Origin of the sequence: Pauljensenia sp. UMB9872, from assembly GCF_030212665.1 — a bacterium.
Taxonomy (GTDB): domain Bacteria; phylum Actinomycetota; class Actinomycetes; order Actinomycetales; family Actinomycetaceae; genus Pauljensenia; species Pauljensenia turicensis_B.
In genome coordinates this window covers 189,444-215,580 of record NZ_JASOER010000001.1, presented here as the reverse complement: position 1 = coordinate 215,580, position 26,137 = coordinate 189,444, and the positions used below count along the sequence as shown (strand labels likewise).

Sequence of the window (26,137 nt, the reverse complement as noted above, 5' to 3'; positions counted from 1 at the left end):
AACGAGCGCTCACGTTGCTCACAGCGAAAAAACTTGACTATGCGTAGCTTCGTGTGCGTGTTATTGTGAAAGGTTGGATAATTTCAGGCTGAAGCGACTGGTTGGTGAGAGTGCGCGCGTGCGCGCACTGGTCACATTCCTTATAAATCCGACGTTTATAAGGAGTGACCAGTGGCTTCACAACGAAAAAGCTCATTCGAGCCTCAGCCAGCCTTGTTTGATCTAGATTTTCTCTTTGAAGGAGCAAAACATGAACATCGAAAACCTGGACGTGTATCAAGCGATCAACGGTGGCGAACTGGCGAGACTCGAGTTACTGAAGTGCCCTCTACCCGAGCCGTTGAAAACGATCTGCGAGAATCAACAGACGTGGGAGGCGACAGCGCTCGGGGAGGATCTGAGCATCGACCCGATGAAGGGGTGCAACGATCAGGAAATCATCGACCTGATCGGCGAGGACGCGTGGGAGGAAGAGGGCGAAGCCTACTGGCAGGCACGACTGACGATCGACGAGAAGGACACCCTGCAGGATCTACTCGAAACAATCGAACAGATTCAGCCGTTCTACGAGAGGCTCGTGTTGAATCTGGCGAGCGAACTGCTGATCGAAACGATCGACAAAAAGATTCCGTTGATGGATATCAACGAGGAGACGTGGTGGGAGCGACGGCCGATGAAGTATTGGCAGATGACTCTCAGGGACGTGAAACAAGAGTTGTTGGAGCTGCGCAGTCCCGAATGGGAGCCAGTTCTTCCTTGGGCTCATCTTCTTCATTTCCTGAAAGGTTGGGCTCAGGACGATCGGAAGAACATTCCGAGCTCAATGCACGAGCCGGTGTGGGTGGGCGAAGTCTTGGACAAGAACCTGACGCTGATCGAAACCGAAGCGGACAAGGCACTGTTCCCGCTGACGTAAAAGCACGCACGACCCCTCCCCGCTGGCGGGCAACTCATCTTGTTGTCCCCCAAGGCGCGAAAGCGCGTGCGCGCGCGAACATTGAGGCAATTCGTTTGCTCGATGAGCTCGGTGATCGGGACGCGGATGAGCGTGAGCAGGAAACGCTCGCGAAGTATTCAGGGTGGGGAGGACTGGGCTCCATCTTCGATCCAAAACGTCAGGATTGGCAGGCTGAACGTGAGGGCTTGCGTCTTCTTTTGGGTCAAGAGGAGTACCGGTTGGCGCGCGAGGGTGTTCTGAGTGCGCACTACACGAACCCTGCTTTTGTTGCACCGATGTGGAATGCGGTACGCGGACTTGGGGTCGATGGCGGGCGAGTGTTGGAGCCTGGGTGCGGGTCTGGCAATTTCATTGGCGGAGCCCCTGAAGGCTTTGACATGGTGGGTGTTGAGATTGACTCTACGACAGCAAGGATTGCGAGCAAGCTCTACCCTGATGCGAAGATTCTCAATGAGTCTTTCGGGGATACTCGCCCTGACGGGGCGTGGTTCGACGTGTCGATCGGTAATGTGCCGTTCGGTAATTTTCAGGTGCGCGACGATACATACAATCCGTCGCATTTTCCGATTCATAATCACTTTATTGCTAAGTCTGTTGCTCTAACCCACCCTGGTGGTCTTGTAGCCCTCATCTCTTCACATTGGACGCTCGACGCTAAAAACCCTGCTTTCAGACGATACCTGTATCAGAGTGCAGATCTGGTTGGAGCGGTGCGCCTGCCCACTGGTGCTCATGATGAGGCAGCTGATACGCAGGCTTTGACTGACGTATTGATTTTCCGTCGGCGCGCCGACGGGGAAGAACCCCAGCCTTTTGACTGGGAGAGCTCGACGCCGCGCTTTTTTGGTGAGCATTCCGTGACGATGAATACGTATTTTGATCGTTACCCTGAGCGTGTTCTCGGCGCACTGTCAGCCCAATTGGGTATGAATTCTACGGTGAATCTGACTGTCACCTCGCCTTCGCTTTCTGAAGTAGGTAACGAGCTTTCTCGCGCGTTAGAGACTGTTGTTGCAAGCGCTGTAGAGCGTGGTTTGACCTTTACTCGCCCCACAACCACCGCCCCGAAGGCCAGCAACGTCATTGACGGCCGTCAGCTCGGACATATTAGCCAGAATGAAGATGGGTCTTTCTCAATCCAGACCACGCACGGGCTCCAGGCGCACAAGGTAGCGAAAAAAGATCGTGCTGAGATGGCTTCACTGTTAGCTCTACGCGATCAGACCGTTGAATTAGTGAATGCTGATGCCACCAGTACGGTCGATACGCCTGAGCTTGAGGCTCAACGAAAGGCTCTCAGGGAGTCCTACCTTGCACACGTTGATCGCTTCGGCCCTATTAACGAACGAAAGTACGTCTCGCGTCGCACGAGGGAGAAAGATGAGGACGGCAACCCCATCATCACGACAACTGAGCAAGTGCGAAAGGTCATTGCTGCGTTCCGTAAAGACCCTTACGCTGCGGTGACGCTCGCGATCGAGGACTATGACATTGAAGAAAAGAAGGCTTCGCCTGCTGACATTCTGACCAGGCGCACTATCGGTGTTACTCCGCAGATTCTTGGCGCGGATACTCTCTCTGATGCTCTCGCACTGTCGCTCAATCAGACCGGTAAAGTCGATGTCGATCGGATTGCGTATCTTTTAGATTCTGATCGTGATGCTGTTCTTGCTGATTTGCTGGAACAACGACTTGTTTTTAGAACGCCAGGGTGCCCCGATGAGCTTGTTGCTCGCGAAGAATATCTGGCAGGCAACGTTCGTGCCAAACTCGCGCGTGCTAATGAGGCAAGTGCTCTAGATAGTGTGTTTGAAGCCAATGTCGAAGCGTTAAAACAGGCTCTGCCTGCTGATATTCCATTGGAGGATATTCAGATCACTCCTGGGGCACCCTGGCTTGGGCGAAGTGTTCACGTCGAGTTCTATTACAGTGTTATCTGCGATCTGCCATATCGCAATGACGATGCCGTGACTTTCAACCCGAGTAATGCTCATTGGAGTATTAGTAAACGGCGCGCATGGACGGGCGCGTTTGAACGCTGGTCAGTGTCGAACCGGGGAAACGCAGACCGCATTTTTGAAGCTTTGCTTAACCATACAGACGTTACTATCACGGCAAAGGATTCTGACGGCACCACGTATGTTGATGTCACTGCGACGGCTGAAGCACACTCAAAACTGGAGGAAATGCGCGAGGCTTTCATCGAATTTTGTTGGTCTACACCTGAGCGCGTCGAAGACCTCACTCGACGCTACAACGATACGTTCAATAGTTTCGTTCAACGCAGCTATGAGCGTGCTGGGCAAGCCCTTCAACTCCCAGGCTTGAATACTGACATCACACCATATTCACATCAGCGCAGCGCCGTTGCACGAATCGTGTCTGAACCGACCGTCGGCTTGTTCCACGAAGTCGGTGCAGGCAAAACCCTCGAAATGATTATGGGAGCAATGGAGCTCAAACGTTTGGGGTTGGCATCAAAGCCCATGATCGTGGTGCCAAACCATATGCTCTTGCAGGTCGCGAATGAATGGCAACAGGCGTATCCGAACGCGCGCGTGATGATTACTGACAAGGAAGATTTGAAGACTGCGCAGGCACGGCGAGAGTTCCTCGCGAGAGTCTCTACGCATGACCTAGACGGTGTGGTGATTACTCAATCTCACTTTAAGCTCATCGGCATGAAGCCTAGTAGCGTCAGAGCGTATCTGTCCGCTGAAATCGAAGAGATTGAAGAAGCTTTAGAAAACGCTACTGAGCGCAATTACTCGGTGAGCCAGCTGACGAAACGTCTTAAGAGTCTCCAGTCTGATCTTGAAAAAGAAGTGAACAAGGTCAAGGACACAGGCTTGTTCTTTGAAGAACTTGGTATTGACTATCTGATGGTTGATGAAGCTCACCACTTCAAGAATCTTGGTGTGGTGACAAGCCTTTCGGGCATGAGTTCTAAAGACTCAGGGCGGGCACGCGATCTGCATATGAAGATTGACTATCTGCGCACGATCAATCCCGATCATTACCTGACCCTAGCCACAGGTACTCCGATCGCGAATTCGATTGCTGAGTCACACACGATGTTGCGTTATCTCTCGCCTGATCTTCTCCGGGACGCGGGAATCGCTAAGTTTGATGCGTTTGCTGGAGCTTTTACTCAGGAGACGCACGACATGGAGATCACGGCGACCGGTAAGTTAAAAGCTCGCACTCGTATTGCCCGTTTTCAGAATCTCCCGGAGTTTATGAGCATCTGGGGGCAGGTAGCTGACGTAAAAATGAGTGAAGACCTCGACATCGCTCGCCCTATTGTGCACGTTAATTCTGAGGGGAAACACGCCCCAGAAATCGCTTCAATCCCCGCAGGCGCTGAGATGGAAGCGTTCTCCCAGACTCTGTCCGATCGGGCAGACAAGATTCATTCTGGTAGCGTCGAACCGAGTGAAGATAACTGGCTCAAGCTGTCTAATGATGGTCGGCAAGCAGCAATTGACTTGCGCCTGGTTGATTACGATCCTGGGAGCATCACGAAAGCCTCAACGATTGCAGCAAACGTTGTGCGCATTTATAACGAAACCAGTGATCGTGTCTACGTTGATAAATCTGGCGAGCAGATGAGTCTGCCTGGTGGCCTTCAACTGATCTTCTCTGACCGGTCCACCCCTAAAGGCAACGGCGAGTGGAACGTGTATCAGGAGATTAAAGACAACCTTGTTGAAATGGGGATACCGAGTGATGAGATTGCGTTCATTCACGAAGCGAATACGGATGAGCAAAAAGAAGATCTGTTTATGCGCTGTCGTGAGGGGCAAGTCAGGGTCATCATCGGCTCGACAGACAAGATGGGCACGGGGACGAACATTCAGCTTCGCGCGGTTGCACTTCATCATGTTGACGCCCCGTGGAGGCCTGCTGATATTACCCAGCGTGAGGGACGCATTATCCGTGCTGGTAACCAGAACAGCCAGGTGTCAATTTTCCGCTACGTTGCCGAAAAATCGTATGACGCGGTGATGTGGCAGGCCCTAGAGCGTAAGCAAAAAATGATCTCTCAGGTTATGCGCGGAAAAGCTGGCGAGCGAGTGTTTGATGACGAGTTCACCGATGAAATGGGGTTCGCGCAAACTAAGGCAGTGGCAACCGGTAATCCGCACATTATTGAGCGCACCAAGGTTGAAGCAGATGTTGCTCGCTTCAAACGCGACAAAGCCTCGCATCGTCGCATGGTGATGAACCAGCGAGCTGGCCTAGCTCGCGATCAGACGCTGTTGAATAACATCGAGCGCGCCCTGCCCCTAGCGAAAGAACTGGTAGGAAAACTGCGGCCAACAAGCGGTGACGCATTCGCGATGATAGGGCGCGCAGGCGAACTCATCCGCGATCGTAAGAGCGCGGTTGCGTATCTGAATGCTCAGCTCACTACAGGCTTAAACACTTGGGCAATTGAAGCTCTACGCGACGGCCACCAAATGCACGCATTTTTGCGCACCCCGATGAGTCTTACCCTCGGTGGGATCACGCTTGAATGCAAACGCGCGCTTGGCAAGAGCCCAACCCAACCACCCTGTCTTGAATTTACGATTCAAGGCGTACGCGAGAAGATTTTTAGCGTCACCCTCGACTTAAACGCAGTGCTAGAAGGCAACAATATCGGGTTGATTACTCGCCTTGAACACCATGTTGGGTCATTGCCTCAAAAGCTGTCTTCGCTAGAGGAAAAACACGACCAACTCACCCGAGAAATCGACAAGCGCCAGGCTTTTATTGCGACTCCGTTCTCTAAAGCAAAGCAACTCGAAGATGCTGAGACAGAGCTCGCACGCCTGACCAGGCTCGTTGATGAGTATGAGGCCAACTACCAGTCTCAACGGGTAAATACTGCTCAGGCTGATCTTGAACACGATCTGAACAATCAACTCCGTTTTAGCGACGAACACGAGGGGTTCTACACGGGCATGAGCACGTGGCCGGTCTGGGGGGTGGAAGACGCGCAGGCGATTATCACTCACGCTCCCCTAGCTGAAAGTCTCAGCGTTCCCCCTGCGAGCGCTTCATACGCAGGCGGCGACACATGGAGGGTCGATGTTCACGCGATCATTGGCCCACTACCATCGACTCGAGTACTTGCACTTCAAACCCATCAAGGACATAGCATTCCAACAATTCTTGACCTCAAAGATCTTGAAGAGCGCACCAGCGACCTCGAAACGGTCGACAATGGGTTGTTCAACGGAGCATTCTTCACACGCATGAACACCCCCGCAAGTGACGCGCGAGCCTCCGATGATGCTTCACAGGTCATTGAAACGACTACCACGCTAACAAGCAGTGTTGCCAGTCCTGATGATCGAGCTCCCCAAACATGGAGGGACAGTCCCATCGAATCCTCGACCCTCGTGCCATACGGGGCAAACGGAGACTCTATTGTCCTAGCTACTTATGAGGACGGGTCTAAATGGACGGTGCTTTCCACAGACCAACACCAGCAAGTGGCCTTCAGCTCATATTCTCGTGCTGCTGAGGGAGCAGGTGCTACAGGCACCAGGCACTTCATGTACCGCGAACCAGGACAAGACGAGTGGAATATCAGCGCGAACGCTCGAATTGCTCGGTTTGTCCTTGACAGGCAAACCTTTAGTAGCGACGCGGACTACGTTTCTCGAAGAGAAAAGGCACTCGACACCTATTCTGATGACCACGTTCAATTCGGGGCTCTTGAACTGACTACGCCCCGCCTAGCACCAGACGCCGTCGGCGCTACACCGGTCGAAGAAGCTAACGCTTCAAACGTCCGAATTGGTGGCGAAGATCTATCGAAAGCAACGCCTTTGAAATGGACTAATCGCGGAGAAAGCATTTACGGAGCGAAGAACGGGATTGAATCAGTAACGTTCGTGGGCGGTCTATCGTTCGTTTTACTCACCCAAGAACAGCATGACAGTCTGCCTGATGAGCTGAAAACCAGTGAACCGGCATACATGGTTGCGAGCAGTTGGCGCACACCATCACACGTGAGCGCTGTTGCGCGCTACTGGTACAAAGAGTATCCGCTCAATGCGATTAATTCTGATACTCCCACTGGCGGAAACGGGACAGCTGTACTTGGCTATCTCAACCCACAAATTTTCCGCAAAGAGCATTCATATTTGCGCACTCTTCAACGAAACCAACCCAGAACCTCACCCTCAGCGCGAATCTTGGATATTACTTGCCAGGCAGCTGGCAAACACACCAGAAGCAGCGGACATGCGGCCACGCCCCCTACGAGTCTGCGCCCCAAAGCCAGCGACGTTAGCCGTGGAACATTCCGCTAATACTCGCTAGGTGGCGTGCCCCCAAAAGGGCGTGTTCCCCATGCGCGATTGAACTGTCCCCCGGAAGTTGGACTGATGTATTCAGTTTTTCTTCCGGGGGATTTGTATGCATTCGAGTTCACTTGTTTTTGACAAGATGAACAAACTGGTGGAGGGACATCAATCGATCTCTGCGATCACGCGGGAAAGCAGTGAAATACGGCTTGGGAACAACAAGCGTGACGTGTTCGGCAGTCATTTCATCCATTTGAGCCTGTGAGACTCCCTGCTGGAGAGTGCAAAGATACAGAGGTCGCCCTTTGAGGCGATCAGCTTCATTGAGAATCTGCCTCCACCTGTCCTTACAGGTGGTCTTTGCCGCTAGGGTAATCAGGCGTTCTGTCGGAAAGGCGGAATCGTGATAGGCAGCTGACGAAGGAAAAAGGAAGTCAGGGCGTTTATTTCCCTCGGTTGTCGCCTGGGCTTCAAAGTCTAACGAGTTGCCAGTAAAAAGTGCTTCGAGATGATTTTCAAGGCTCTTACCCGCCCTCGATTTGCGACGGTTCAAGACTTGGTTAGCCTTTTCGACAAAGAGATCAACTGATGAAAACCCGCCTTTGAGGAATGGTTCATAACGCGCGTATTCGAGAGCTTTGAAGAGTCGATATTCTATGTTCGTCCAGTCAAGCAACTTTTGGTCTGGGTTGGTTTCTATCAATTCACGGTGATTGTACAGATCATCTTGTATCGACCGCGCAGCTGCTGACATGACGGCAGATGTAGGGAAATCACTCGTCAGCCCTTGAATAAACGCATCAAACGCGCGTGTCTCTCGTTCTTGGGAAGTTTCAGCGGTATCGATGAGCCGACCGGTCTGTTCAGGGGTAAGCGCAAAGGCCGATAAGAACTCTTCGATTTCATCATCAGTGTTCAGAATGAACGCTTTATACGATTCGCGATCAAACTCGACGAGAACAAACAATGCCCCCGTGTATGAAGCATCAAGGAAAGGAAAACCCCTCCCGAAGTGGGTCAGCCGGTATTCGTTGCGTGTCTTTTGACCGTAATAAATGAACCGACTATGCGTGCGCAAACCGCCAGGCCAGTCAATATCAACCCAACGCTCATCGTTTGCACCACGTTCGCATGGAGCATCAAACATGATCGCCACAGCCGTCTTGGGCATATAAAAGCCCGACTGATGCGCACCAGATGCGCGAGTGTCATTGGCAGCCAAGAATTTACAAAAGGCGCGCTCGCCTTCCAACACTGCCGTTATCGCCTCGCCCATCATGTCTCATTCGATCTCACGAACCATCTTGACTACTAGCCTAGCAACATCAGTCATGAGCGGAACAACAACGGAGTTACCGAACTGACGATATGCCTGAGTATCAGAAACAGGAATAACGAAAGACTCAGGAAAACCCTGTAGGCGAGCACACTCGCGTGGTGTCAGGCGACGCGGGTTCGCTCCTTCTTGCGCAATCAGGATCTCACTACCGTCTTTGTAGTAACGCGCAGACAATGTGCGCGTCACACCATCAAGCTTGGCCATACCGAAGCCGAAGCCGTTACCAGCAGCCTTATGTTTGGCAGCATAACCTTGCAGATACGACCAGAGTCGATCCGTCAGAGTGTACTTGTCATCGACTTCTTCTTCGAGAATGTCGCCAAGAACTGGCTTACGTTTGGGCGGACGGAGCGCGAACTCAAAGTCAATGTCAGCCCCGAAACGTTTGCGATCAAAACCAACGAGAATGATTCGCTCGCGATGTTGAGGGACGTAGGCTTGTCCGTCAAGCACTGCATGGAACACTTCATAGTCGAGCTCGTCAAGAGCTTCCATAATGACTTTGAATGTGCGTCCCTTGTCATGCGACTTTAGGTTCTTGACGTTCTCTAACATAAACGCTTTAGGGCGCTTTGCTTCAATCACACGGCATACATCAAAGAACAAAGTTCCTTGCGTTTTGTCCTTAAACCCCGTTTCACGCCCAAGGCTCTGCTTCTTTGACACGCCTGCGATCGAAAAAGGCTGGCACGGGAAACCAGCTACAAGAATGTCATGGTCAGGAATCTGGCGAGCATTCACTTGCGTGATGTCACCGTCTGGCACTTCCCCATAGTTTGCTTCATAGGTTTGCGCCGAAAACTTGTTCCATTCGTTTGAATAAACACACCGGCCACCGGCCTTTTCATACGCCAGACGCATTCCACCGATACCTGCAAACAGGTCAATAAAAGTTGGTTTCATACTTCCTCAACGTTCAGCGTCTACGCAAATAGAACGCGTTCTAGTCTACCCAAGAAGTTAAACGTGTCAGGGAACGTTTGGAGTCGCGAGCGCTCTGAGCGAGCAAATAGTCGGGAAGAATCTACGATTCAAAAAATTTCCTCAGCTCATCTGCTGGTAGTTCTACGCTCATTACACGACGACTGCGGGAGGCGTTTCAGGCAGAGAGTGGAAGAGTTCACGGAGTTCTAAGCGCTTAGCTTCAATTGCCGCAACATCATCGGGGTCGATAGCACGAACCTGGGCACGCAACGCAATTCCGGCTTGTTTCCAATGTTCTTGTTCTTCCAAAGCCGTAGCTTGACGCTCCCACTCGACATATTGACCACCGATACGGGTAGTCAGTTCCAAGAGAGCGTCGTAGACCATAGGATCGAAAGCCTGCTTCATTTCAATCATGTACGCCCCTTTCCCCGTTTCACGTGTCTGGCTTGAGTCTAGCGTCCAGCGAATTGTTGAGCGCAAGACATTGAGCACGAGAGCGATTGCGGAGATACTCTCACGCTAGGTGCGCACCCGCATGACTTCCTTAAGATCAGAACAGGCAACGAAGTCGACCATTTCAACCAGCTCTTCACTCCAATGCTCGTGGCCATGGAAAAGTCTCTGTCGCAACCGGCGCGTCCAGTGGCCACGGAAGGGTAAATCTAACAGCATTAGCCTCATGAGGAATCTATCTCCCCTGCGATACCCCGGTGGAAAAGTACGCCTCGCACCCTTTTTCGCCCAGCTCCTCGCTATCCAGGACCCCGTTCCCACCCGATACGCAGAACCCTTCGCCGGAGGCGCTGGCGCAGCCTTACGCCTCCTCGACGAAGAATACGTCTCCCACATCCACATCAATGATATCCACCCCGGCATCGCGGCCTTCTGGCGCTCCGTAACTACTCACTCCGATGAATTCATCCAGCGCATCGAAACAACAAAGGTCACTATCAGTCAATGGCACGAACAGCGCGCAATCTTTGAAGCGGGCCCCAATGGAGACGATCTCGCCCTCGGCTTCGCCACTTTCTTCCTCAATCGCACCAACCGATCTGGCATCCTCACCGCACGCCCCATCGGTGGACTCAACCAGACCGGCAGATGGCTCATCGATTCCCGCTACAACAAACAAGGACTCATCTCGCGCATCAAACGCATCCAAGAATTAGCCGACCACATCACCGTGACCGAGCTTGACGCGCTCGATTTCCTTGACAGTATCGAGCACTACGAGGACAACATCTTTGTTTACGCTGACCCCCCATACGTCGTCCAAGGGAACAAGCTCTATCTCCACGCCTTCAATGCTGACGACCACAAAACCCTCGCCGATAAAATTCTGAGCGCTCCATACCCTTGGATTCTCACCTACGATGATGAAAAAATCATCTGGCAAGATCTATATGGAGCCGAACGTTGTGCTCGCTTCAACCTCGCTCATACCGCACAAAACAGTCATATCGGGACAGAAACCATCATCTACGGGCCAACGATTAACGTTCCTCGCACTCAGGAAATCACCCCCGGCGTACAAGCCAATTGGATCTAACCTCATTAGCCAAAAGGCCCAATCGGCGTACTCATGGCATCGCGAACGCTCTGGGTCAAATGAGCGCCGTGCCGGGTAGGCGAGGCTTGCATGGAGTGCACCATTTACGTGTGTGCCTGATTACTTTAGGGCTGACAGGCCTGTCCTGCGTTGGAAGCCAGATTCTCGACCCAACATACGCGGAGGGTAGCCCAAGGCTACCCTCCGGAGTTGGCGCGTGGTCCGCAAAGGAACTGCTACCCGAAACACATGTTATTGACGGACACTCGAATGCGTCAAACCGCCTTAACCTCCTCTCCGCATCCAGACTTTGCCCCCACATGCCTATGCCCGCACGCACGCACCGCGATAACACCGGACGCTGGGAGGCAGGACGCACGTCCTGGTGGTCGGGTGTCTTTTGTTGCGCGTGAGTGAACTGTTTGCGCGCACATTCCACATGTAGGTGACAGTGTTTGACACCTATATGAAAGTGGGGTTGGAGTCCGATGGACGTCACCATTTATTCAAAGCCGAATTGTCCGCAGTGTGATGCGACGAAGCGGAAGTTTACGAAGGAGGGCGTTGCTTTTAGGGAGGTTGATGTCACTGAAGATAGACGCGCGTTCACGAGGGTGCGTGATGAGTGGGGATACCAGCGTGTGCCGGTGATTGAGGTTCGCGGTGAGGGTTTTGATGTGCGGTGGGATGGTTTTAGGCCTGAGCGTATGAAAGCAGTGATTGACGAGTTCAACAGATTGGTGGCGCTCAGCGTTGAAGCTGGGCACGATGTGGGCGAGGAGGAGGCGCGGATAGCGGCGTTAGTTGATGGGGTTGTAGAGGCGCTGGTGAACGCGCGCGAGCCACACCAATACGGTTTTGTTGATGACAGTGCACAGCTGTCGGATGAGCGGGTCAACATTCTTTTATCGGGTTTGAACCCACATGATGAGCCATCCTTTAACTGGGTATGGAACAACGAGGTGCGGGCGCGCGAGGCGGAAGCGATTTCCCTCGCCGAGCAGGCGGGAGTTGATGTTGACGCGATGACCCAGGAGCAGTTTGAGGTGATCGATACTGCGTTAATGGACAATGGTGAGTACGTGTACTTTGATGACCTTATTCGTCACACTGATGCAACGTTTTTGCGTATTCCAGTTCAAGGTTTTCCTGGAAGAAGTCTTGAAGACATTTATGACGACATTAAGGAGGCTAGGGACGTTAATGCCACCGCTTCGAACGGCCTAGTTGAATGGAGAGAAGGTCTCGTCGAGGTCGGTGAGGCCCTCAGTGAGTATTTGGCTTCAGCTGGTATCGATGTTGAGTTGAACAAATATGAGGTGGCGCACCTGATCGAGGACAGCGCGTTGAGTGAAATTCATGAAGGTGTCTATCTTGATGTTGTTTGGCATGGCAAGTTTCAAGAGTTCATTCCAGATGATTTCCACGACAAGACGGTGACGTTTACAGATCCACATGTTGCGCTCGGTAATTCACTGACTGGGGATGTTGGCTACGTTCGGTTGAAAGGCACGATGAGTGTGAAGATCGAAAGCCGGCGGACGTTGGAGCGGTGCGGATATCCCGGTGACTGGCATGTGCGCACCGATAAGTGGTTTCATGAACGAGCGCGTGTTGAACGGTTCATTAGTGTGGATGATGAGTTGGAGATGCGTCGTGTGAAACCGGTTGTTGCACGTGGTGTAGAGCGTGATGCGCAGCGTTTTGTCACGATGTTGGAGCAGGGTGCGGGTAGTTCGCGCCCTGGTTCGTTTCACCCGGCGGCCGCTCACGTGAGTGGCTTTAAGGTCGCTCAGAGTGCGCGAGGGCTAGCTCGGGGACGCTAACACTCCCGCTACGCAAAGAGGGTCGGACACTATGGTGTTCGACCCTCTTTGTGTTGTGTGTGCGCCTAGGTGTTACTGTTCGGGAACCTCGTTAGTGTTCGATTGTGATATGCGGGTTTGGCGTTTTGAGGTGCGTCGTGTTTTAGGTTTCACGGGGGCTGTGAGTCCGGCTTTATTGAGTTCGTTTTCCTGCCAACCAACCGCTGTCGCTTGCGCCCAGGCGCGTGCATATTCTTCCCTAGCGTGTTCCAAAGCGGCTGCCGCGTAGGCGAGTGTGTCTAGGCTACGGTGCCTGGCCTCAAGGCCGGCAGTAAGAGTGTCTTTAATGCGTTGTGCGCGTTCATTCATATCCATGAGCGCCAGTATAGGTGCACGCTCATAGTGCGGGCTAAAAACTCGCGCGAAATAAGGAGGTGCACACTGGGTGCGCACCACTGTATTTTCCTGTAAATGCTCACGTGCACATTCACAGGGTGTATCCTTAATCGTAGCTGATTGAGGAGCAAGCTATACAATCTTATGCTAAGATTATGCTTGAAAACGGCGGGCTTGTTCTGCTGGCCGTTTTGGTGTCCCTTTCGGGTCGCTGCGCTGGCTTATTGGTTGGAGGGCGAATGAGTGATTCGCGTGAGCGTCGTTTGCCTCCGGTGCGTAAGGTTTCGAAGGCGGCGAACGCGAAGGGGGTAAAGACGTTTCGGTTGAATATGCCGGTTGATGATTATCTTTTGTTGCGTGTGAGTGCGCGTAAAGCTGGGCGTACGATGACGCGTTATTTGTTGGAGTGTTTGCGTCCGCCTGTAACGCAAGTTGATGGTGAGCTTTTACGTGAGTTGATGGGCGAGTTGTTGAAACTCAATCGTCAGTTGCAGGGTGAGGCGACGAATCTTAATCAGATTGCTCATTGGGCTAATGCTGAGCATGCTTTTCCGGGTGAAGCTCATTCGCTTGCTCGTCAGGTGCGTAAGCAAGTGACTAAGGTTGAGCAGCTGTGTTTGCGGATTAGTGATCTTCTATGATGCCTAACATTACTCGTGGCGGTAACACGGTGGGTTTGTTGGCTTATCTTTTAGGTGAGGGGCGGGCGAACGAGCACAAGGATCAGCACATTATTGCTGGTTCAAGTTCGTTGATGTTTCAGTTTGGGAATAGGACTTTAACCCATGAGGAAGCATTGCATGCTGGGGCTCTTTTAGATCTTGATAGGCGTGTTCATGGTACGTCGATGATGGGTAAGCGTACGTCATGGGATTATGAGAACGAGCAGTATCGTGACGATGGGCAAGGTCCTAATCACGTGTGGCACGTGTCCTTGTCGTTGCGTCCTGATGAGCGTCCTTTGAGTGATGAAACGTGGGCGCGTATTGCGACTGATTTTGTTCGTGAGATGGGTTTTGCTGACCCTGATGATCCAAATGATAATCCGTGTAGGTGGGTCGCTGTACGCCACGGTGTGACGAAGAATGGTGGCGATCATATTCATATTGCGCTCAACTTGGTGCGCGAAGATGGTCGTCCTTCACGCACGTGGAATGACTACTCTCGCGCTCAGCACACTGCTAATGTGCTTGAGCATAAGTATGGGTTGGAGATTCTTGATTCGCGCGAGCATGGGCGTGGAAGTAAAGGTATTCAGCCGGCTGAGCAAGCGGCTGCGTTGCGTGAGGGTAAAGACTTAACGGATCGTGAAGCTTTAGAAGTTCGAGTGCGTGCAGCACTTGTTGTTGCAACGACTGAAGCAGAGTTTTTGCGTGAGTTGCGTGGTCAAGATGTTATCTTCCGTCCCCGTTTTGCTCGTGGTGATACCAGTGTTGTGGTCGGCTATTCTGTTGCGTTGCGTCCCAGGAGTGGTGGTGAACCAAAGTGGTATGGCGGGTCGAGTCTTGCTTACGATTTGACGTTGCCTCGCATGAGGCAGAACTGGCATGACTACTCTCATACTCGCCGTGAGGCGCTGGAATTATGGCACCATACCGAACGCACTACGCCGCCTGATCGCCCGAAGCATGGTGGCAATTATGATCGAGCGATTGCTGATTTGACGGTTGAGACGATTGAACGATTGCGTGCGCTCACTCCTGGTGACAGAGTTGGTTTAGCGAATGTCGCAAGCGATCTAGCAGGCGCGTATGCTGCGCTTGCCTTTGATATGGGCAACACTCACCCTCATATCGCTGCGACTGCGCGCGCGTTTGGGCGTCTTGCTCAACTCAAAGATGACCCTCGTCAACATCGGGTTTCATCGCTAGCAGTTCGTAATGGCGTGCGCGCTCTGCGCGCAAGCCGAGCGTTCGGTAAACACAATCGTGGTGTAGCTATTGCTGCGTCCATGATTGAGATTTCCATGGCGCTCAGCGAAGCGGTGCGCTACCAAAAACAACGTGATACTGCGTTGCGTATCATTGGCGAGATTTCGAACGTACAGAGCGCGTGGGATATGCACGACCTGAGTGCTGCCGATGAGTTTCGTGCCTACATTGCCGAGCGTCGCTCGCAAGCAGCTCAGGGTCGAAAGCAGGCGAATGTTGCAGTCTTGGAGCGCCCTGTTGTTGTGGAAACTGATGCGCCCATTAACACTGTCACACCCCAGCCAGAGGCTGATGGGGTGAGGACTGATGGGGATACCAGACGCATGACAAGACAAGAGTTCTTAGCAACCAACCGCTTCTTGAGCGTGCTGGGAAGTAAAGGTAAGAGGCAAGGTACGCCCACTCCCCCGCCGATGGGCACACCTCCTCGTCCCCGCCCCCAACCCCCTCAAGGGCGCGGGCGATAAAGAGACGAGAAAGTGCGCGGGTTCGTGGGCGATGACGGGTACGAAGTGAGTTGTGAAGGAGGGCTGAGGTTTACATGACTGAGCCACTAATTTGGGGGATCGATCTTTTTTGTGGAGCTGGTGGGCTCTCCCTTGGGCTTCAACAAGCTGGTATCAACATCGTTTTAGGGATAGATAATAATCCAGCGTGCAAGTGGGCGTATGAACATAACATTCACGCTCCTTTCCTTGAAGCGTCCGTTCGAGATGTTGAGGCGAAGGATCTCAATAAGGTGTGGGCGAATGCGCGTTACCGGCTGCTCGCAGGTTGTGCGCCGTGTCAGCCGTTTTCTCAGCAACGACGTGGCAGGGACACCAGTGAGGAAGAGGCGTGGGATCTGCTTGATGAGTTTGGTCGTTTGGTTCGTCAGACTCGACCAGAATTTGTCACGATGGAAAATGTTGCGCCGTTGCGTTTTCAGCCTATTTTTGAGCGTTTCCTGCTCACGCTACACGAGTGCGGGTATTGGGTGGATTACACGGTGCTAAAAGGTGAAAAGCATGGTCTTGCTCAAACACGTCGTCGTCTTGTGCTCGTAGCTTCTACTCTCGGTTCGATTGAGATTCCCGAGGACAGTGGCGTTGAGGCTCCTAGTGTGAATGATGTTCTGCGCGGACTACCTACTCTTGTTGCTGGACAGGCAGATCCGCATGATCGTTTGCATTACGCTCGGGCTTTGACTCCGATCAATCTCGCACGTATTCGTGCATCTATTCCCGGGGGAACATGGCGAGACTGGCCTGAAGACTTACGTGCACCATGCCATCGAAAGGCCAGCGGAGCATCGTTTCAATCGTTTTACGGAGTAATAGATGGGACGAAGCCAGGACCAACGATCACCACTGAGTTTTATAACTACGGCTCAGGACGTTTTGGGCATCCGTCACAGCCACGCACGCTCACTCCACGCGAGGCCGCGCTCTTGCAAGGGTTTCCTCGTGACTTTGAGTTCATTGCACCATGGGAGAAACCGAGGCTGGCACGTTTAGGAAAACTCATTGGCAATGCAGTTCCCCCACCATTCGGTAAGCACGTTGGAACGCTTATGATGAGTTGTGTCATCAACGATGAGGCAGCCGAACACTAAAGGATTCATATGAGTACTCCACACACCAGTTTCTCGTTTGAAATTTCGTTGACGGTACTCAATCACCTCGGACGTCAGCTGTATCGCAATTTCATCACTATTCTTGGTGAAGCTATCTCCAACGCTTGGGATGCTGACGCTGAACATGTTGAGATCACATACGACCGTAAGTCACAATCAATGTTGATTGTTGATGACGGTGAAGGCATGGATGCTACCGACCTGCAGCATCATTTCTTACGAATCGGTTATTCCAAACGTAAAGACCGCAAGACGACTCGTTCTGCGCGGCTTAACAGAGCTTTTATTGGAGCGAAAGGCATCGGCAAGCTGGCATTGTTGTCGTGCGCCGATAGGGTAAGCGTTGCGTCTGTCAAAAACGGGTCGACAGTGGTTGGCTGTCTGATCGATAACTCCGTTCTGGACGTTCAAATCACGAATGACGGTAATCCTCATGATGTGCAGCTTGGCGCACCCGCTCAGCAAGCACTTGATGCATTGAGCGCGAAACAACATGGGACTGCGCTCTATCTTGAAAACGTTCGAGTACAAAACAACACGTGTGAAACGCTTCGAAGACTCATCGCCCTTTTCTTCACTCACACGATCCGTGATGAGAGTTTTGAGATTCGGTTCAATGACGTTCCAATCACCGTCGATGATCTTGCAGACCTTGCAGAACATACCCAGTTCATATGGGCACAAGAAACACCCGATGACCCTTATCTTGCGTTGTGTCCGTCAACAACACGAATGCAGGAAATCGTGTTTGCTCCAGGAGTTCACGGTTTTATCGCGTCTGTTCACAAGCCATCACATCGACAAATTCGAGGCACAGGAGAACACCTAACAGTAGATCTGTACGTGAACGGGCGTTTACGTGAAAAAGATATTCTGCGTCGTTGCCCCGATGCTCGTCTTTTCACGCAGTACCTCTATGGGCAGATCCATTTTGATGAACTTGACGCCACAATTGATGCAGATCCTTTTACGTCGTCACGAGAAGGCATCGTTGATGGGAACGAGCAGTTTGACACAATGCTTGACGGGCTCACAAAAGCTCTTGGCACGATCGCCTCACAATGGGATTCGTGGAGACGTGAATCGAAGCAGACAGGTGATGCTGAAAATGAGAGTATCCGTCCTGTCGAACGCGCATCTGAAGATCTCGCCCATGCAGTTGAAGATGAGATCGCTAGGTGGATTGATGACATTTCGCGCACCGTAAACGATCCTCAGATCGCCACAATCGGTAAGAAATGGCTTAACGATGCTGGTCAAGGAAGCACGCAAGCGAGTATCCAGTATCAGTTTCTGTTCGCGCTTGAAAACCTCGCTCGCACAGCAATCCGAGAACGCCAGCTCCCTTTAACAAGGGGAGCGCGCAAGGAGGTGGAGCATGGGAAACGCGCAGAGCAGCAATTGTTTGCCAATGACAAGGTAAAGCCGAATTTTCGCAGACAGACTGATGATCCCGCCTACATAGGTATTCGATATCTCCTATCTTCATTGAACACCTACTTTGATGATCCTGATCTGACGGTAATCCCCGATTCCTACAAGATTGACGAAAAGGAGCTTCGAGTCATCACGTATTTGCGTAACATCGTCATGCACACCTCTGAGCTGAATGACGCAGGTGTTCGCGAGTTCTATCGTCTCCTGCCTCTTCTTCTCACCAAGGCGTTGTCAACGCTTCAATGACGATGAAGCAGCCTAGGACTCCCCTCTTGACTCATATCCGATCATGATATTCACGTGTTCATATGAAAGTCTTGGCGCAGTTCTTCATAGTAGGGCTGGAATGGCAGGTGTTCTTTGTCGGGGGTGCGTACTTCGTGGCGGTCAATGCAGCGTTTGAATGTGCCCTCGGGGCTGAAGAGTTCGCGCATCATCGGGTCAGCGACGTTGACAAACCATACGGCCAGGCCGGTCATTGCGTCACCTTGGCGGACTGCTTCCCATGATCGCCATAGAATCTGAATGCGGGTCAGGGCTTCGGGGTGGTCAAACCAGCGTTCGCACCAGAGCGTGGTTGATCGGCCTAGGTCACGCCTGTATAGGTAGGACAGGTAGTCCTCGAACCAGGTGGGCGCATCAGGGTAGAGCAGTTCGGGGGTAGCCGCACCTGCTTCTTTGTGTTCATTTTCTTTCTCAAGGTCATCGTTCATGAGAGGCTCCCAAGGGTTTTATCGGCTACGTCCGGTGGATTGGGTGCGCGGGCGAGGCTGTGGCGTAGCAGATACCCTAGTCTTTTTACCCAAGCGAGCGCGCAGGCCTTTGAGGGCTGAGGTGGGGAATGATTCTTTCGTGATGCGCACGGATGTTTGCGTTTGGGCTGTCCCAACGTAGTGTGCTTGCGCTTGGGCTTCACGGGTGGTGGCGTGGCTTGCTTGTGCTCGCGCGTCGTCAACATCGCCGGTCGCGTCCTGAGCAGCAGTGGTGGCCATATCGGCGCGGGCGCGCATTGCGTCCTTTTCGTCCTGGCTGGCAAGTCCTAGTGAGGCTTCCAGGTCGGTGTGTTCGCTCTGGTGGCGAGCGAGGGTTTCTTCATCGCGAGCTGCTGATTCGAGGTGAAGCATCTGGTCAAGCTTGGCGGTGGCGTCGTTGGTTTCACGTTGGGCTTGGGCGAGTTGGGCGCGCGTTTCTTCGAGCGTCTGGGCAGATTCAATGACCTGGCTCAAGGTTTCTTTGATTTCGCTGGGTAGCGTCGAGCTGTTCAGGCGTTCTTGGAGCATTGTCTTCTCAGATTCGTCCGTCACGATGCTGAGGTTGCCTGTCAGCTGGCGGGTGAGAGTGTTTTTGATTGGCGCGCTCAGAGCGTCATTAGCCCACGTCTGCTCGATTGTGGCCAGTGTTTGTGTTGCGTGGGCGATGGGTTGAGCGAGCCTGGAGTCAAGGTCGTGGAGTTCTTGACGAATCTCTACGGCGGTTTTGGGTGGCTCAATAACGGTGCGCTTGTCAGCATTGACGAGCACATCATCGGAGACAGTGGTGTGGGCACCATGAGCGTGTGGGGCGTCGAGGTTGACCTGATATCGCTGGTGAACCTCGCGGTGGACTCGCTCGTAGGCTTCATCAATCATGGGGTCGTGGCCACGGTACTTTTCTACGTAGGAGATCATTCGCGCGACATCATCGTCGCTAGCAGCAGTCCACCAACTCGATTTTGAAGCGTTCGTAATGTAGCTCTTGGCAGTATCAATTTCCATGCGGTAGTGCTGCCAACGAATGTTTGATTCTTGCGATGCGCTCATTGCTTCTTGCTGGAGGCGAAAGCGCCTGGCTTGGGCAATGTCTTGTGCCAGGCGCATCATTGTTTGCGCTTTCTGGCTGATTTCTTCGAGAACGGTATCGTCTTGCATGATCTACTCCTAACGGTGTGGGTGGGGTGGATTAACGGTGTTATGCGACCGCGCGCGTTTAAGGGACTGTTCGACCGCTTCTTGGTCAGATGTTTTAAACCACGGGACAAGCTCGATCATGAGTGGGCGCGCGTGAGTGGCGAACAGCCATGCGCGCCACTCAGGTAGGGCTGCCAACTCATCGACTCTCGCGATCGGGCGTTCCTGGGACTCGACGGCATTCGAATATGAGGTCACGCCTTGGGTTGTCGAAGTGGAGTGTTGATCGACGTAGTGAACGCCAATCATTTTCGAGAAGTTTTCAAGCGCACTTGTCTCTTTCACGCCTCCTGCGTACAGCGCAATGTTTGAGGCTGACCAGAGTTTAGCCATTCCGCTCTCACCCCACACGTCAGACCCTTGCGACCAAGACTGCAAGATTGTGACCAGACAAATGCCTTTTGAGCCAAAGTGTGAGTAGAGCTTGGGAAGATCCCGCCACGGACACACGTTTGCTGCCTCATCGAGGACGACCATCATAGGAAGCGCGAGCCTGCCTCCAAGCGCCTCTGCTTGGAATTCTGCTGCAAGGCAGGTGACGGCCGTCAGTGCTGCGACTAACGGAGTGGCTTGGCTTTCGTCTCGTGAGAGTGAGTAGAGGGTTTGGCAGGTGGTGACGAACTCGTGAGGCTTGAACTCGGTTCGCCTGCCATCTGGTTGCCACCATTGATTAAATGATGGGTCTTCAACCCATTCGAGCCCTTGCCTGGCGCACGCCCACATTCCTCCGCGCGTTTCATGGGGAAGATTGATCGCTGATTCCAACGATTTAGCCATGATTGCAAGGCCGGCATCGTGGAGAATCTCAACGGGGCGCGTGTCTACTTCTGCTGACGCCCAAGCGTACACGTCACTCATCGTGTATCCGCCTAGAGCTGCTGCCGCGATGAGCTGGCCACGGATACGGTCGCCACCACCGTCCCAAAAGGCACTGTAGGTACCTTTGCCGTCCGTAGACCGTGCTGCGTCTCCCATGATTGCGCTGAGCCGGCTGGCACGGGAAACGATTGACCCGTCATAGTGGTCTTGATCGCGGACGAACTCTAGTGGGTTCCAAAAACAGGTGGCCGGTTGCTTGCGGATTGATGAGGGGTCGAACACCCATACTGGTTCACGCGTGCGCTCTAAGCGCACGAACATCGTGGCGTCCACGATGTCTCGCTTGTTTGATGTTGCAAGCACGGGGCCACGAGTAGACAAGATGATGGGGACTGCGATTGCAGTGGTCTTACCGGTACGCGGTCCGGCAATGACTGTTGCGACCGCTTCGAAGTCTGCGAAGATTGCTCCGCCGTCAGCGACTGCCCGCCCAATCGGATAGCCTGGCCGGTGGGTAGAGTCGAGCCCGAACTTGTCTGCTTTGGCTCGAACTTTCTTTTCCCTAATAGCTTGGGTCGTTGCTTTCGTGCCCGCCAGGCGTGCAGCTTCGTCGCCTCGTTGGCGAGGTGTACGTGCAACGTAGACTCCTAAGCCGATAGCGAAGGCGACCGCGTAGAAGACGAGCGTGACCACGGCAAGGAAATTGAGGCCTCTGCTGCTCAACCCTGTTCCACCTTGGGCGAGTTGGAGGGTGAGAACCACGGGGTTCCATGAGCCTTTTCCTTGTCCTAATACGGCAAAAGTAAGGTGCGAGGCGAGGGTGAGAGGAATCGTTATCAGTGCGAGCGCCCCAAGAGCCCAGAGCACATACCTGTCGCCTCTCATGGGTGCCACCGCAGGTTCGTATCATTGACTTCGCGCTCATAGTGTGTCAGGCGCACTTGGGTTGGAATACCTGGTCTGCCACCGACTTTGATGAGGAATTTTCCTTGCCCTGGAGGGGCTGCCACTTCCCCACGTTTAGAGTCCCATGATGGTGGGGACGACCAGCTGGCAACCATTTCACGTTCTTTACCTGAAAGGCTCATGACTTCTTCGAAGCTCGCGAGGTCTGAGCCTGGTAGTCCTCCCATAATGACTGCTCCGGCGCGTTCGATAAAACCTTTCGCTTTCATGCGATCTTCGGGTAGGGGGAGTGATTCAAGGTCTTTCATGGTGTGGGTAATCATGATGTTGCCAACGCCTTTTGCGCGGTTCAGGCGTGTCAGAGCATCAATACGATCAACCATTCCATCGCCTGCTCTCATGACCTGCCAGGCTTCATCCATCACCAGGAGGTATTGGCGTCTGGGGGCGAGACCGTGCTCGCTCAACGTGTGGGCGAGATCAACCTGGGAGAAGCCGTATGACCAGCACACCAAAAGGGTTGCAGCCTTCAAACCAGTGTCGAGGTCATTCATGGAGGAAATATCAAAGACGACGCTACGGTCCAGACGCATCGCGGTTGTGGTCTTTCGACCAAACACTTCTCCGAATACTCCCGAAGACAGGGTCATCAAAGAGATTTCAATATCTTCAGTTACCTGCCGATAACGACTCATGTCCCCGCGATCCATTGCGACTTCACGAATTTCTGTGGGAGCCTCGCGGATCACATCGAGAACGTCAGAAATCACGATCTGACTCTCCGATCGGTCATTCAACACACTCAGCGCACGCGAGACGATCAAGTGGTCGCGTTCAGATGGGCGGCTGCGGCGAACGAGCTGGACGAGCCCCATAAGCAGGTCAAGCTGACGCGCTTTTGCTTCCGACATGAGGCTAGTCGCCACATTCTTAGGTAGCTGGGCGCACGCGTGACGCACACTCGTCAGGTCAAGTGGGTTCAAGGCTCCGTATCCGTGGCCAACGGAAATCACCTGCCCGCCCAGGGCTGCGATCAGGCTGACATGGTCAGGCTTTAAGTCTCCGAGCACCATCGTGTGTGTTCCGAACGCTTCTAGGCCAGTAATCATTCTGCGCACGATCGTGGACTTGCCAAGACCAGGCAGACCAAGAACGAAAGCACTCGGGTTAGAGATCAGCGAAGCGCGCTGAAACCAGCTGATGGGGTCAAAACACACGGTTGACCCCGATAACAGGTTTGTTCCCAGCGGGACGCCGATCATCGGTGCGCCAGCACCAATGCCAAACGGCCAGAGGCCACACACTTGCATACTGGTTCCACGCCATTCAGGGTGGACGGGCATACGAGGCCACGCTCCCCCGCCGGGCATGGTAAAGCCAAGCCGCGAGGGGGTGGGAGCCGTAGTGTGTACGGGTTTCTTTGAGGTTCGCTTGCCCATCACATCTTCCCTGCCATCATCGACGCGACAGCTGCGTGTTGGACGGGAATGAGCCCCAGTGGCAAAGAGATCGCAAACCCCGCGTCCTGGGCTCCGTAGACAGGGCGGATACGCAAACGCGACGACGCGGCAAGAGCCGTCACGGTTGATCGAATCTGGTCAAGTTCTGCCCTCGATGTTCCCGTTGCGCTGACCACCACACCGAAGTTCACCAAGCCTGCGCCCGAGGCTTCTTCTTGCGCGGTCTTTTGTGCCTGAGCAATCTCAATCTGCGCCCGCGCAGTGGGGCGCGACTGGTTGTTCGCGCGGGCGAGAGCCTGGTTCAAATCTGCTTCGGCAACATCAGCGGTTTTCGACACGTCTATAGGCCGATACATGAGCGCGACCCGCTTGCGAGCAATCCTGGCGTGGGGTGCGAGCAACGCATTTAAGACATGCGATTGGACAATACCTTTGGGCGCGCCCGTCATCGCCCAGGTGACGGACACTCCCGAATCGTGCGTGTAGTAGTCCCACTGAGCTTCAGCTCCGATCGGCCCGACATCGTTCCACTCTAGGTCAATGGATTGTCCACGTATGACCGCCTCATCAAAGAGTTCGCCAGCAGCCGGGTCGTAGGAGGTTCGAACGAATTGTGCAAGGTCAAAAAGGCTACAGGGGTGGACAACGCCTGCGCCCGTGCCCGCGAGGTTGCCAGTCAGATTGGCAAGGCGGGTCTGCATCTGGCGACCGAACTCATCTCGCGTGCGCCCGGCTTTGCGGTAGGTCAGTGTGATGAATACTCTCAGGTTCGCTGCCCCCGTCGGGTAGGCGATCTGCACTTCATTCATCACCTCGCGAGCAAGATCTGGAGCATCATCTTTCATGCGCGTTTGGATTTCTTGACGCAAACGACTACCAGTATCAGGGGCTGAGTCGATGACGACTTGCGCGCCCGCAAGGTCTGCTTCTTGGCCGAGTGTGGCCAGCCAGAAGCCGAAGCGTGACACCCACGTATCAATGGTTTCTTCATCAACCAACGCCTGCCCGTCAGGTGAAGCGTGGAAAACGAGTGCGAACGTTGAGCCTGATTCGACGACGACGAACGTACGCATCAGGGAGTCCTCGTACTCCATTGCACGCAACTGGCTAGCGATGCCCGGCAGTTGGCAGGAGCCCAAAGGGGTTTTGCCCGTTGTTCCCGCGCGGTAGATGTTGGTTTTCTTTCGACGGGCTTTCATGAACATCATGCGTTCTCCAATCCGATCGACGATGGTCAGCCTGTCTCGGTCGCGGATCATCAGGCCGACCATGACCAGGCCAAAGAATGCTAAGACCGCGACCGCATACAGCAGGCCGATCATTGCTTGAGTCAAGACTGTGGCCACGAGGCCAACAAAAAGAGTGACCGTTGCAGCACCGGACAGCTTTCCTAGGCCAGCAGAAGTTGGCTTACGCCAATTGCCGTAGGTGCGTGGCCCCTTGGGTGGGGTGGGGACATTTGGGGTAATCATGATTGGCCTCCATCAGTGGCTGAATCTGCAGCGCCTTGCGCCGCCGCAACAGCGCCTTGAGCTGCAGCACCTGCTGCGAGAACAACGGGGGCTGCGGGCCCTGCAGCTGCCGCAGCGCCACCACTTGCAACCGCACCTCCGGCGCTTCCAGCTGCTCCAGCAGACGCTTCCGCACCCGTTGAAGCACCTGCGCCGACCTCGTCAGCACCAGCGCCAGACGCGCCACCGCTACTACCAGCACCATCACCAGCGCCAGAAGCTCCAGACGGTGAGGCTTCTTGGGAGCCACCAGACGAGCCTGCCCCTCGCGCCCCTCCCCCACCAGAACCAGACGCGACTTTCATCCCTGCTATGCCACCAAGGGCGGCAGCAACGCCTCCCCCGCCTCCAGAGCCAAGCGAAGCAGTTGAGGGAACGATGAATTTCACGAGCGCTGGTAGGGCTACCATCGACATTCCGATGAGCAAAAGACCTTGAATGAAGTTCAACATTCCATCAGCGATATCTGACGTGTCTGGCTTCATCATTTTTAATCCCAACGCGAAAATGATCGCCACGGCGGGCTTGTAGAGGAGGAATGCCGCAATCCACCCCGTGAGTTTGGAGAACCACTGGCGTCCCCAATCAGTATTCGTCGCGGCCGCACTCAAAGGCCAGAGCCCAACCATGAGGATGAGGAAGGGCTGGCGAATCATAAAGAGAACGACCTGAATGGCTCCAGCGATGATGGCGAGCAAACCAAAAAGGATCGCCATGAGAATGCCTGAGTGCCTGCTGAACGGGTTGAGTGCGAATAATGCGATGAGGGTGTCGTTGAAGCTACCAGCTGTTGCAGCATCGAGCATCCACGCTGACCATTCATCTGAGGCTTGGGACAGGAGTGCAACGAGGCTCACGCCTCCCGCCGAAATCAGAATGAGGCGAATCAGCATCGCAAGAATATCTTTGAGTGGCTCTGCTTTACGTTGCCACATCAGCATCATCCCACCGATCATCAGGGAGACGACCGCAAGGATGCCTGTCAGATACTCTGTCTGACCGGCGAGCCACTGCGCGTTCGACTGGTGTTCGCTCGTAAAAGACGGAGGCGAAATCACCATGTCGCCCACCAATACGAGCATCTTTTCAAGACCTTGAGATATTCCGTCGAACAGAGCACGCAAAATACCGGTCTTTGCTTTACAGGCCAGGTCGATAAACCCACAGTCCTCAAGGCCAATGTCTGAGTTATCCACCATTGGTAGTAGCAGCCGCATCGTCATAGTCCAACGAGTC

General features: G+C 53.6%; 18 protein-coding genes. 8 read left to right on the top strand and 10 right to left on the bottom strand.

Translation table 11 applies throughout. The annotated features are described in order from the left end of the window. The first annotated feature begins 250 nt into the window (after positions 1 to 250). Entirely contained in the window at positions 251 to 916 is a 666-nt protein-coding gene (locus QP109_RS00980) for a hypothetical protein (RefSeq protein ID WP_285022739.1), read from the top strand. After that, positions 838 to 7,266, top strand: a complete 6,429-nt coding sequence (locus tag QP109_RS00975) for a helicase-like domain-containing protein (RefSeq protein ID WP_285022737.1) — start codon at positions 838 to 840, stop codon at positions 7,264 to 7,266. Before QP109_RS00980 ends, QP109_RS00975 begins: the two co-directional genes overlap by 79 nt. Positions 7,267 to 7,384: 118 nt before the next feature. Here QP109_RS00975 and QP109_RS00970 read toward each other — a convergent pair whose 3' ends face one another. The 3 genes from QP109_RS00970 to QP109_RS00960 all read right to left on the bottom strand — a co-directional run bounded on the left by QP109_RS00970 (position 7,385) and on the right by QP109_RS00960 (position 9,940). Then, positions 7,385 to 8,539: a type II restriction endonuclease gene (locus tag QP109_RS00970; protein ID WP_285022735.1), complete on the bottom strand. Its 1,155-nt coding sequence runs from the start codon at positions 8,537 to 8,539 to the stop codon at positions 7,385 to 7,387. Between the two features lie 3 nt (positions 8,540 to 8,542). After that, positions 8,543 to 9,502 (bottom strand): DNA (cytosine-5-)-methyltransferase, encoded by a 960-nt coding sequence (gene dcm / locus QP109_RS00965; protein WP_285022734.1) that lies wholly within the window; start codon positions 9,500 to 9,502, stop codon positions 8,543 to 8,545. A gap of 171 nt (positions 9,503 to 9,673) precedes the next feature. Then, complete coding sequence (locus tag QP109_RS00960; protein WP_285022732.1) at positions 9,674 to 9,940, bottom strand: hypothetical protein; 267 nt, start codon at positions 9,938 to 9,940, stop codon at positions 9,674 to 9,676. A gap of 265 nt (positions 9,941 to 10,205) precedes the next feature. Here QP109_RS00960 and QP109_RS00955 point away from each other — a divergent pair, with 265 nt between their 5' ends. Beyond that, entirely contained in the window at positions 10,206 to 11,075 is an 870-nt protein-coding gene (locus QP109_RS00955; RefSeq protein WP_285022730.1) for a DNA adenine methylase, read from the top strand. Between the two features lie 488 nt (positions 11,076 to 11,563). Next, positions 11,564 to 12,901 (top strand): glutaredoxin family protein, encoded by a 1,338-nt coding sequence (locus tag QP109_RS00950; protein ID WP_285022728.1) that lies wholly within the window; start codon positions 11,564 to 11,566, stop codon positions 12,899 to 12,901. A gap of 72 nt (positions 12,902 to 12,973) precedes the next feature. On the opposite strand, the gene QP109_RS00945 is transcribed toward QP109_RS00950, so the two are convergent. Then, entirely contained in the window at positions 12,974 to 13,255 is a 282-nt protein-coding gene (locus QP109_RS00945; RefSeq protein ID WP_285022727.1) for a hypothetical protein, read from the bottom strand. 176 nt (positions 13,256 to 13,431) lie between these two features. Between QP109_RS00945 and QP109_RS00940 the strand changes: the two genes are divergently transcribed. The 4 genes from QP109_RS00940 (at position 13,432) to QP109_RS00925 (ending at position 18,505) form a co-directional block, all read left to right on the top strand. Then, positions 13,432 to 13,917, top strand: coding sequence for a MobC family plasmid mobilization relaxosome protein (locus tag QP109_RS00940; RefSeq protein WP_285022725.1), 486 nt, complete (start codon positions 13,432 to 13,434; stop codon positions 13,915 to 13,917). Then, positions 13,914 to 15,674 carry a relaxase/mobilization nuclease domain-containing protein gene (locus tag QP109_RS00935; protein ID WP_285022723.1) on the top strand — a complete coding sequence of 587 codons (1,761 nt, stop codon included), beginning with the start codon at positions 13,914 to 13,916 and terminating at the stop codon, positions 15,672 to 15,674. The genes QP109_RS00940 and QP109_RS00935 overlap by 4 nt, the downstream gene beginning before the upstream one ends. 74 nt (positions 15,675 to 15,748) lie before the next feature. After that, positions 15,749 to 16,801, top strand: coding sequence for a DNA cytosine methyltransferase (locus tag QP109_RS00930; RefSeq protein ID WP_285022722.1), 1,053 nt, complete (start codon positions 15,749 to 15,751; stop codon positions 16,799 to 16,801). A 9-nt stretch (positions 16,802 to 16,810) separates the two neighbouring features. Then, on the top strand, positions 16,811 to 18,505 hold the full coding sequence (locus QP109_RS00925; RefSeq protein WP_285022721.1) for an ATP-binding protein: 1,695 nt from the start codon (positions 16,811 to 16,813) through the stop codon (positions 18,503 to 18,505). Between the two features lie 50 nt (positions 18,506 to 18,555). Here the strand turns inward: QP109_RS00925 and QP109_RS00920 are convergent, their stop codons facing one another. The 6 genes from QP109_RS00920 to QP109_RS00895 are packed head-to-tail and all read right to left on the bottom strand — an operon-like array spanning position 18,556 to position 26,124. Then, positions 18,556 to 18,972: a DUF4913 domain-containing protein gene (locus tag QP109_RS00920; RefSeq protein WP_285022719.1), complete on the bottom strand. Its 417-nt coding sequence runs from the start codon at positions 18,970 to 18,972 to the stop codon at positions 18,556 to 18,558. Between the two features lie 18 nt (positions 18,973 to 18,990). Then, positions 18,991 to 20,166, bottom strand: coding sequence for a coiled-coil domain-containing protein (locus QP109_RS00915; RefSeq protein ID WP_285022717.1), 1,176 nt, complete (start codon positions 20,164 to 20,166; stop codon positions 18,991 to 18,993). A 9-nt stretch (positions 20,167 to 20,175) separates the two neighbouring features. Beyond that, a complete protein-coding gene (locus tag QP109_RS00910) occupies positions 20,176 to 21,909 on the bottom strand; it encodes a type IV secretory system conjugative DNA transfer family protein (RefSeq protein WP_285022816.1) in 1,734 nt (577 codons plus the stop codon). After that, the gene (locus QP109_RS00905) at positions 21,906 to 23,369 is read right to left on the bottom strand and encodes a putative type IV secretion/conjugal transfer ATPase (protein WP_285022715.1); all 1,464 of its coding nucleotides are present in this window, start codon (positions 23,367 to 23,369) and stop codon (positions 21,906 to 21,908) included. Before QP109_RS00905 ends, QP109_RS00910 begins: the two co-directional genes overlap by 4 nt. Continuing rightward, positions 23,369 to 24,862 (bottom strand): SCO6880 family protein, encoded by a 1,494-nt coding sequence (locus tag QP109_RS00900; RefSeq protein ID WP_285022712.1) that lies wholly within the window; start codon positions 24,860 to 24,862, stop codon positions 23,369 to 23,371. The genes QP109_RS00905 and QP109_RS00900 overlap by 1 nt, the downstream gene beginning before the upstream one ends. Further along, positions 24,859 to 26,124 carry a TrbL/VirB6 family protein gene (locus QP109_RS00895; protein ID WP_285022710.1) on the bottom strand — a complete coding sequence of 422 codons (1,266 nt, stop codon included), beginning with the start codon at positions 26,122 to 26,124 and terminating at the stop codon, positions 24,859 to 24,861. The genes QP109_RS00900 and QP109_RS00895 overlap by 4 nt, the downstream gene beginning before the upstream one ends. Positions 26,125 to 26,137: the final 13 nt, after the last annotated feature.

Coding starts and splice junctions, on each gene's coding strand:
- QP109_RS00980 (WP_285022739.1), top strand. CDS start 251: ATGAACATCGAAAACCTGGACGTGTATCAAGCGATCAACGGTGGCGAA.
- QP109_RS00970 (WP_285022735.1), bottom strand. CDS start 8,539: ATGATGGGCGAGGCGATAACGGCAGTGTTGGAAGGCGAGCGCGCCTTT.
- dcm (WP_285022734.1), bottom strand. CDS start 9,502: ATGAAACCAACTTTTATTGACCTGTTTGCAGGTATCGGTGGAATGCGT.
- QP109_RS00960 (WP_285022732.1), bottom strand. CDS start 9,940: ATGATTGAAATGAAGCAGGCTTTCGATCCTATGGTCTACGACGCTCTC.
- QP109_RS00955 (WP_285022730.1), top strand. CDS start 10,206: ATGAGGAATCTATCTCCCCTGCGATACCCCGGTGGAAAAGTACGCCTC.
- QP109_RS00950 (WP_285022728.1), top strand. CDS start 11,564: ATGGACGTCACCATTTATTCAAAGCCGAATTGTCCGCAGTGTGATGCG.
- QP109_RS00945 (WP_285022727.1), bottom strand. CDS start 13,255: ATGGATATGAATGAACGCGCACAACGCATTAAAGACACTCTTACTGCC.
- QP109_RS00940 (WP_285022725.1), top strand. CDS start 13,432: ATGCTTGAAAACGGCGGGCTTGTTCTGCTGGCCGTTTTGGTGTCCCTT.
- QP109_RS00935 (WP_285022723.1), top strand. CDS start 13,914: ATGATGCCTAACATTACTCGTGGCGGTAACACGGTGGGTTTGTTGGCT.
- QP109_RS00930 (WP_285022722.1), top strand. CDS start 15,749: ATGACTGAGCCACTAATTTGGGGGATCGATCTTTTTTGTGGAGCTGGT.
- QP109_RS00925 (WP_285022721.1), top strand. CDS start 16,811: ATGAGTACTCCACACACCAGTTTCTCGTTTGAAATTTCGTTGACGGTA.
- QP109_RS00920 (WP_285022719.1), bottom strand. CDS start 18,972: ATGAACGATGACCTTGAGAAAGAAAATGAACACAAAGAAGCAGGTGCG.
- QP109_RS00915 (WP_285022717.1), bottom strand. CDS start 20,166: ATGCAAGACGATACCGTTCTCGAAGAAATCAGCCAGAAAGCGCAAACA.
- QP109_RS00910 (WP_285022816.1), bottom strand. CDS start 21,909: ATGAGAGGCGACAGGTATGTGCTCTGGGCTCTTGGGGCGCTCGCACTG.
- QP109_RS00905 (WP_285022715.1), bottom strand. CDS start 23,369: ATGGGCAAGCGAACCTCAAAGAAACCCGTACACACTACGGCTCCCACC.
- QP109_RS00900 (WP_285022712.1), bottom strand. CDS start 24,862: ATGATTACCCCAAATGTCCCCACCCCACCCAAGGGGCCACGCACCTAC.
- QP109_RS00895 (WP_285022710.1), bottom strand. CDS start 26,124: ATGACGATGCGGCTGCTACTACCAATGGTGGATAACTCAGACATTGGC.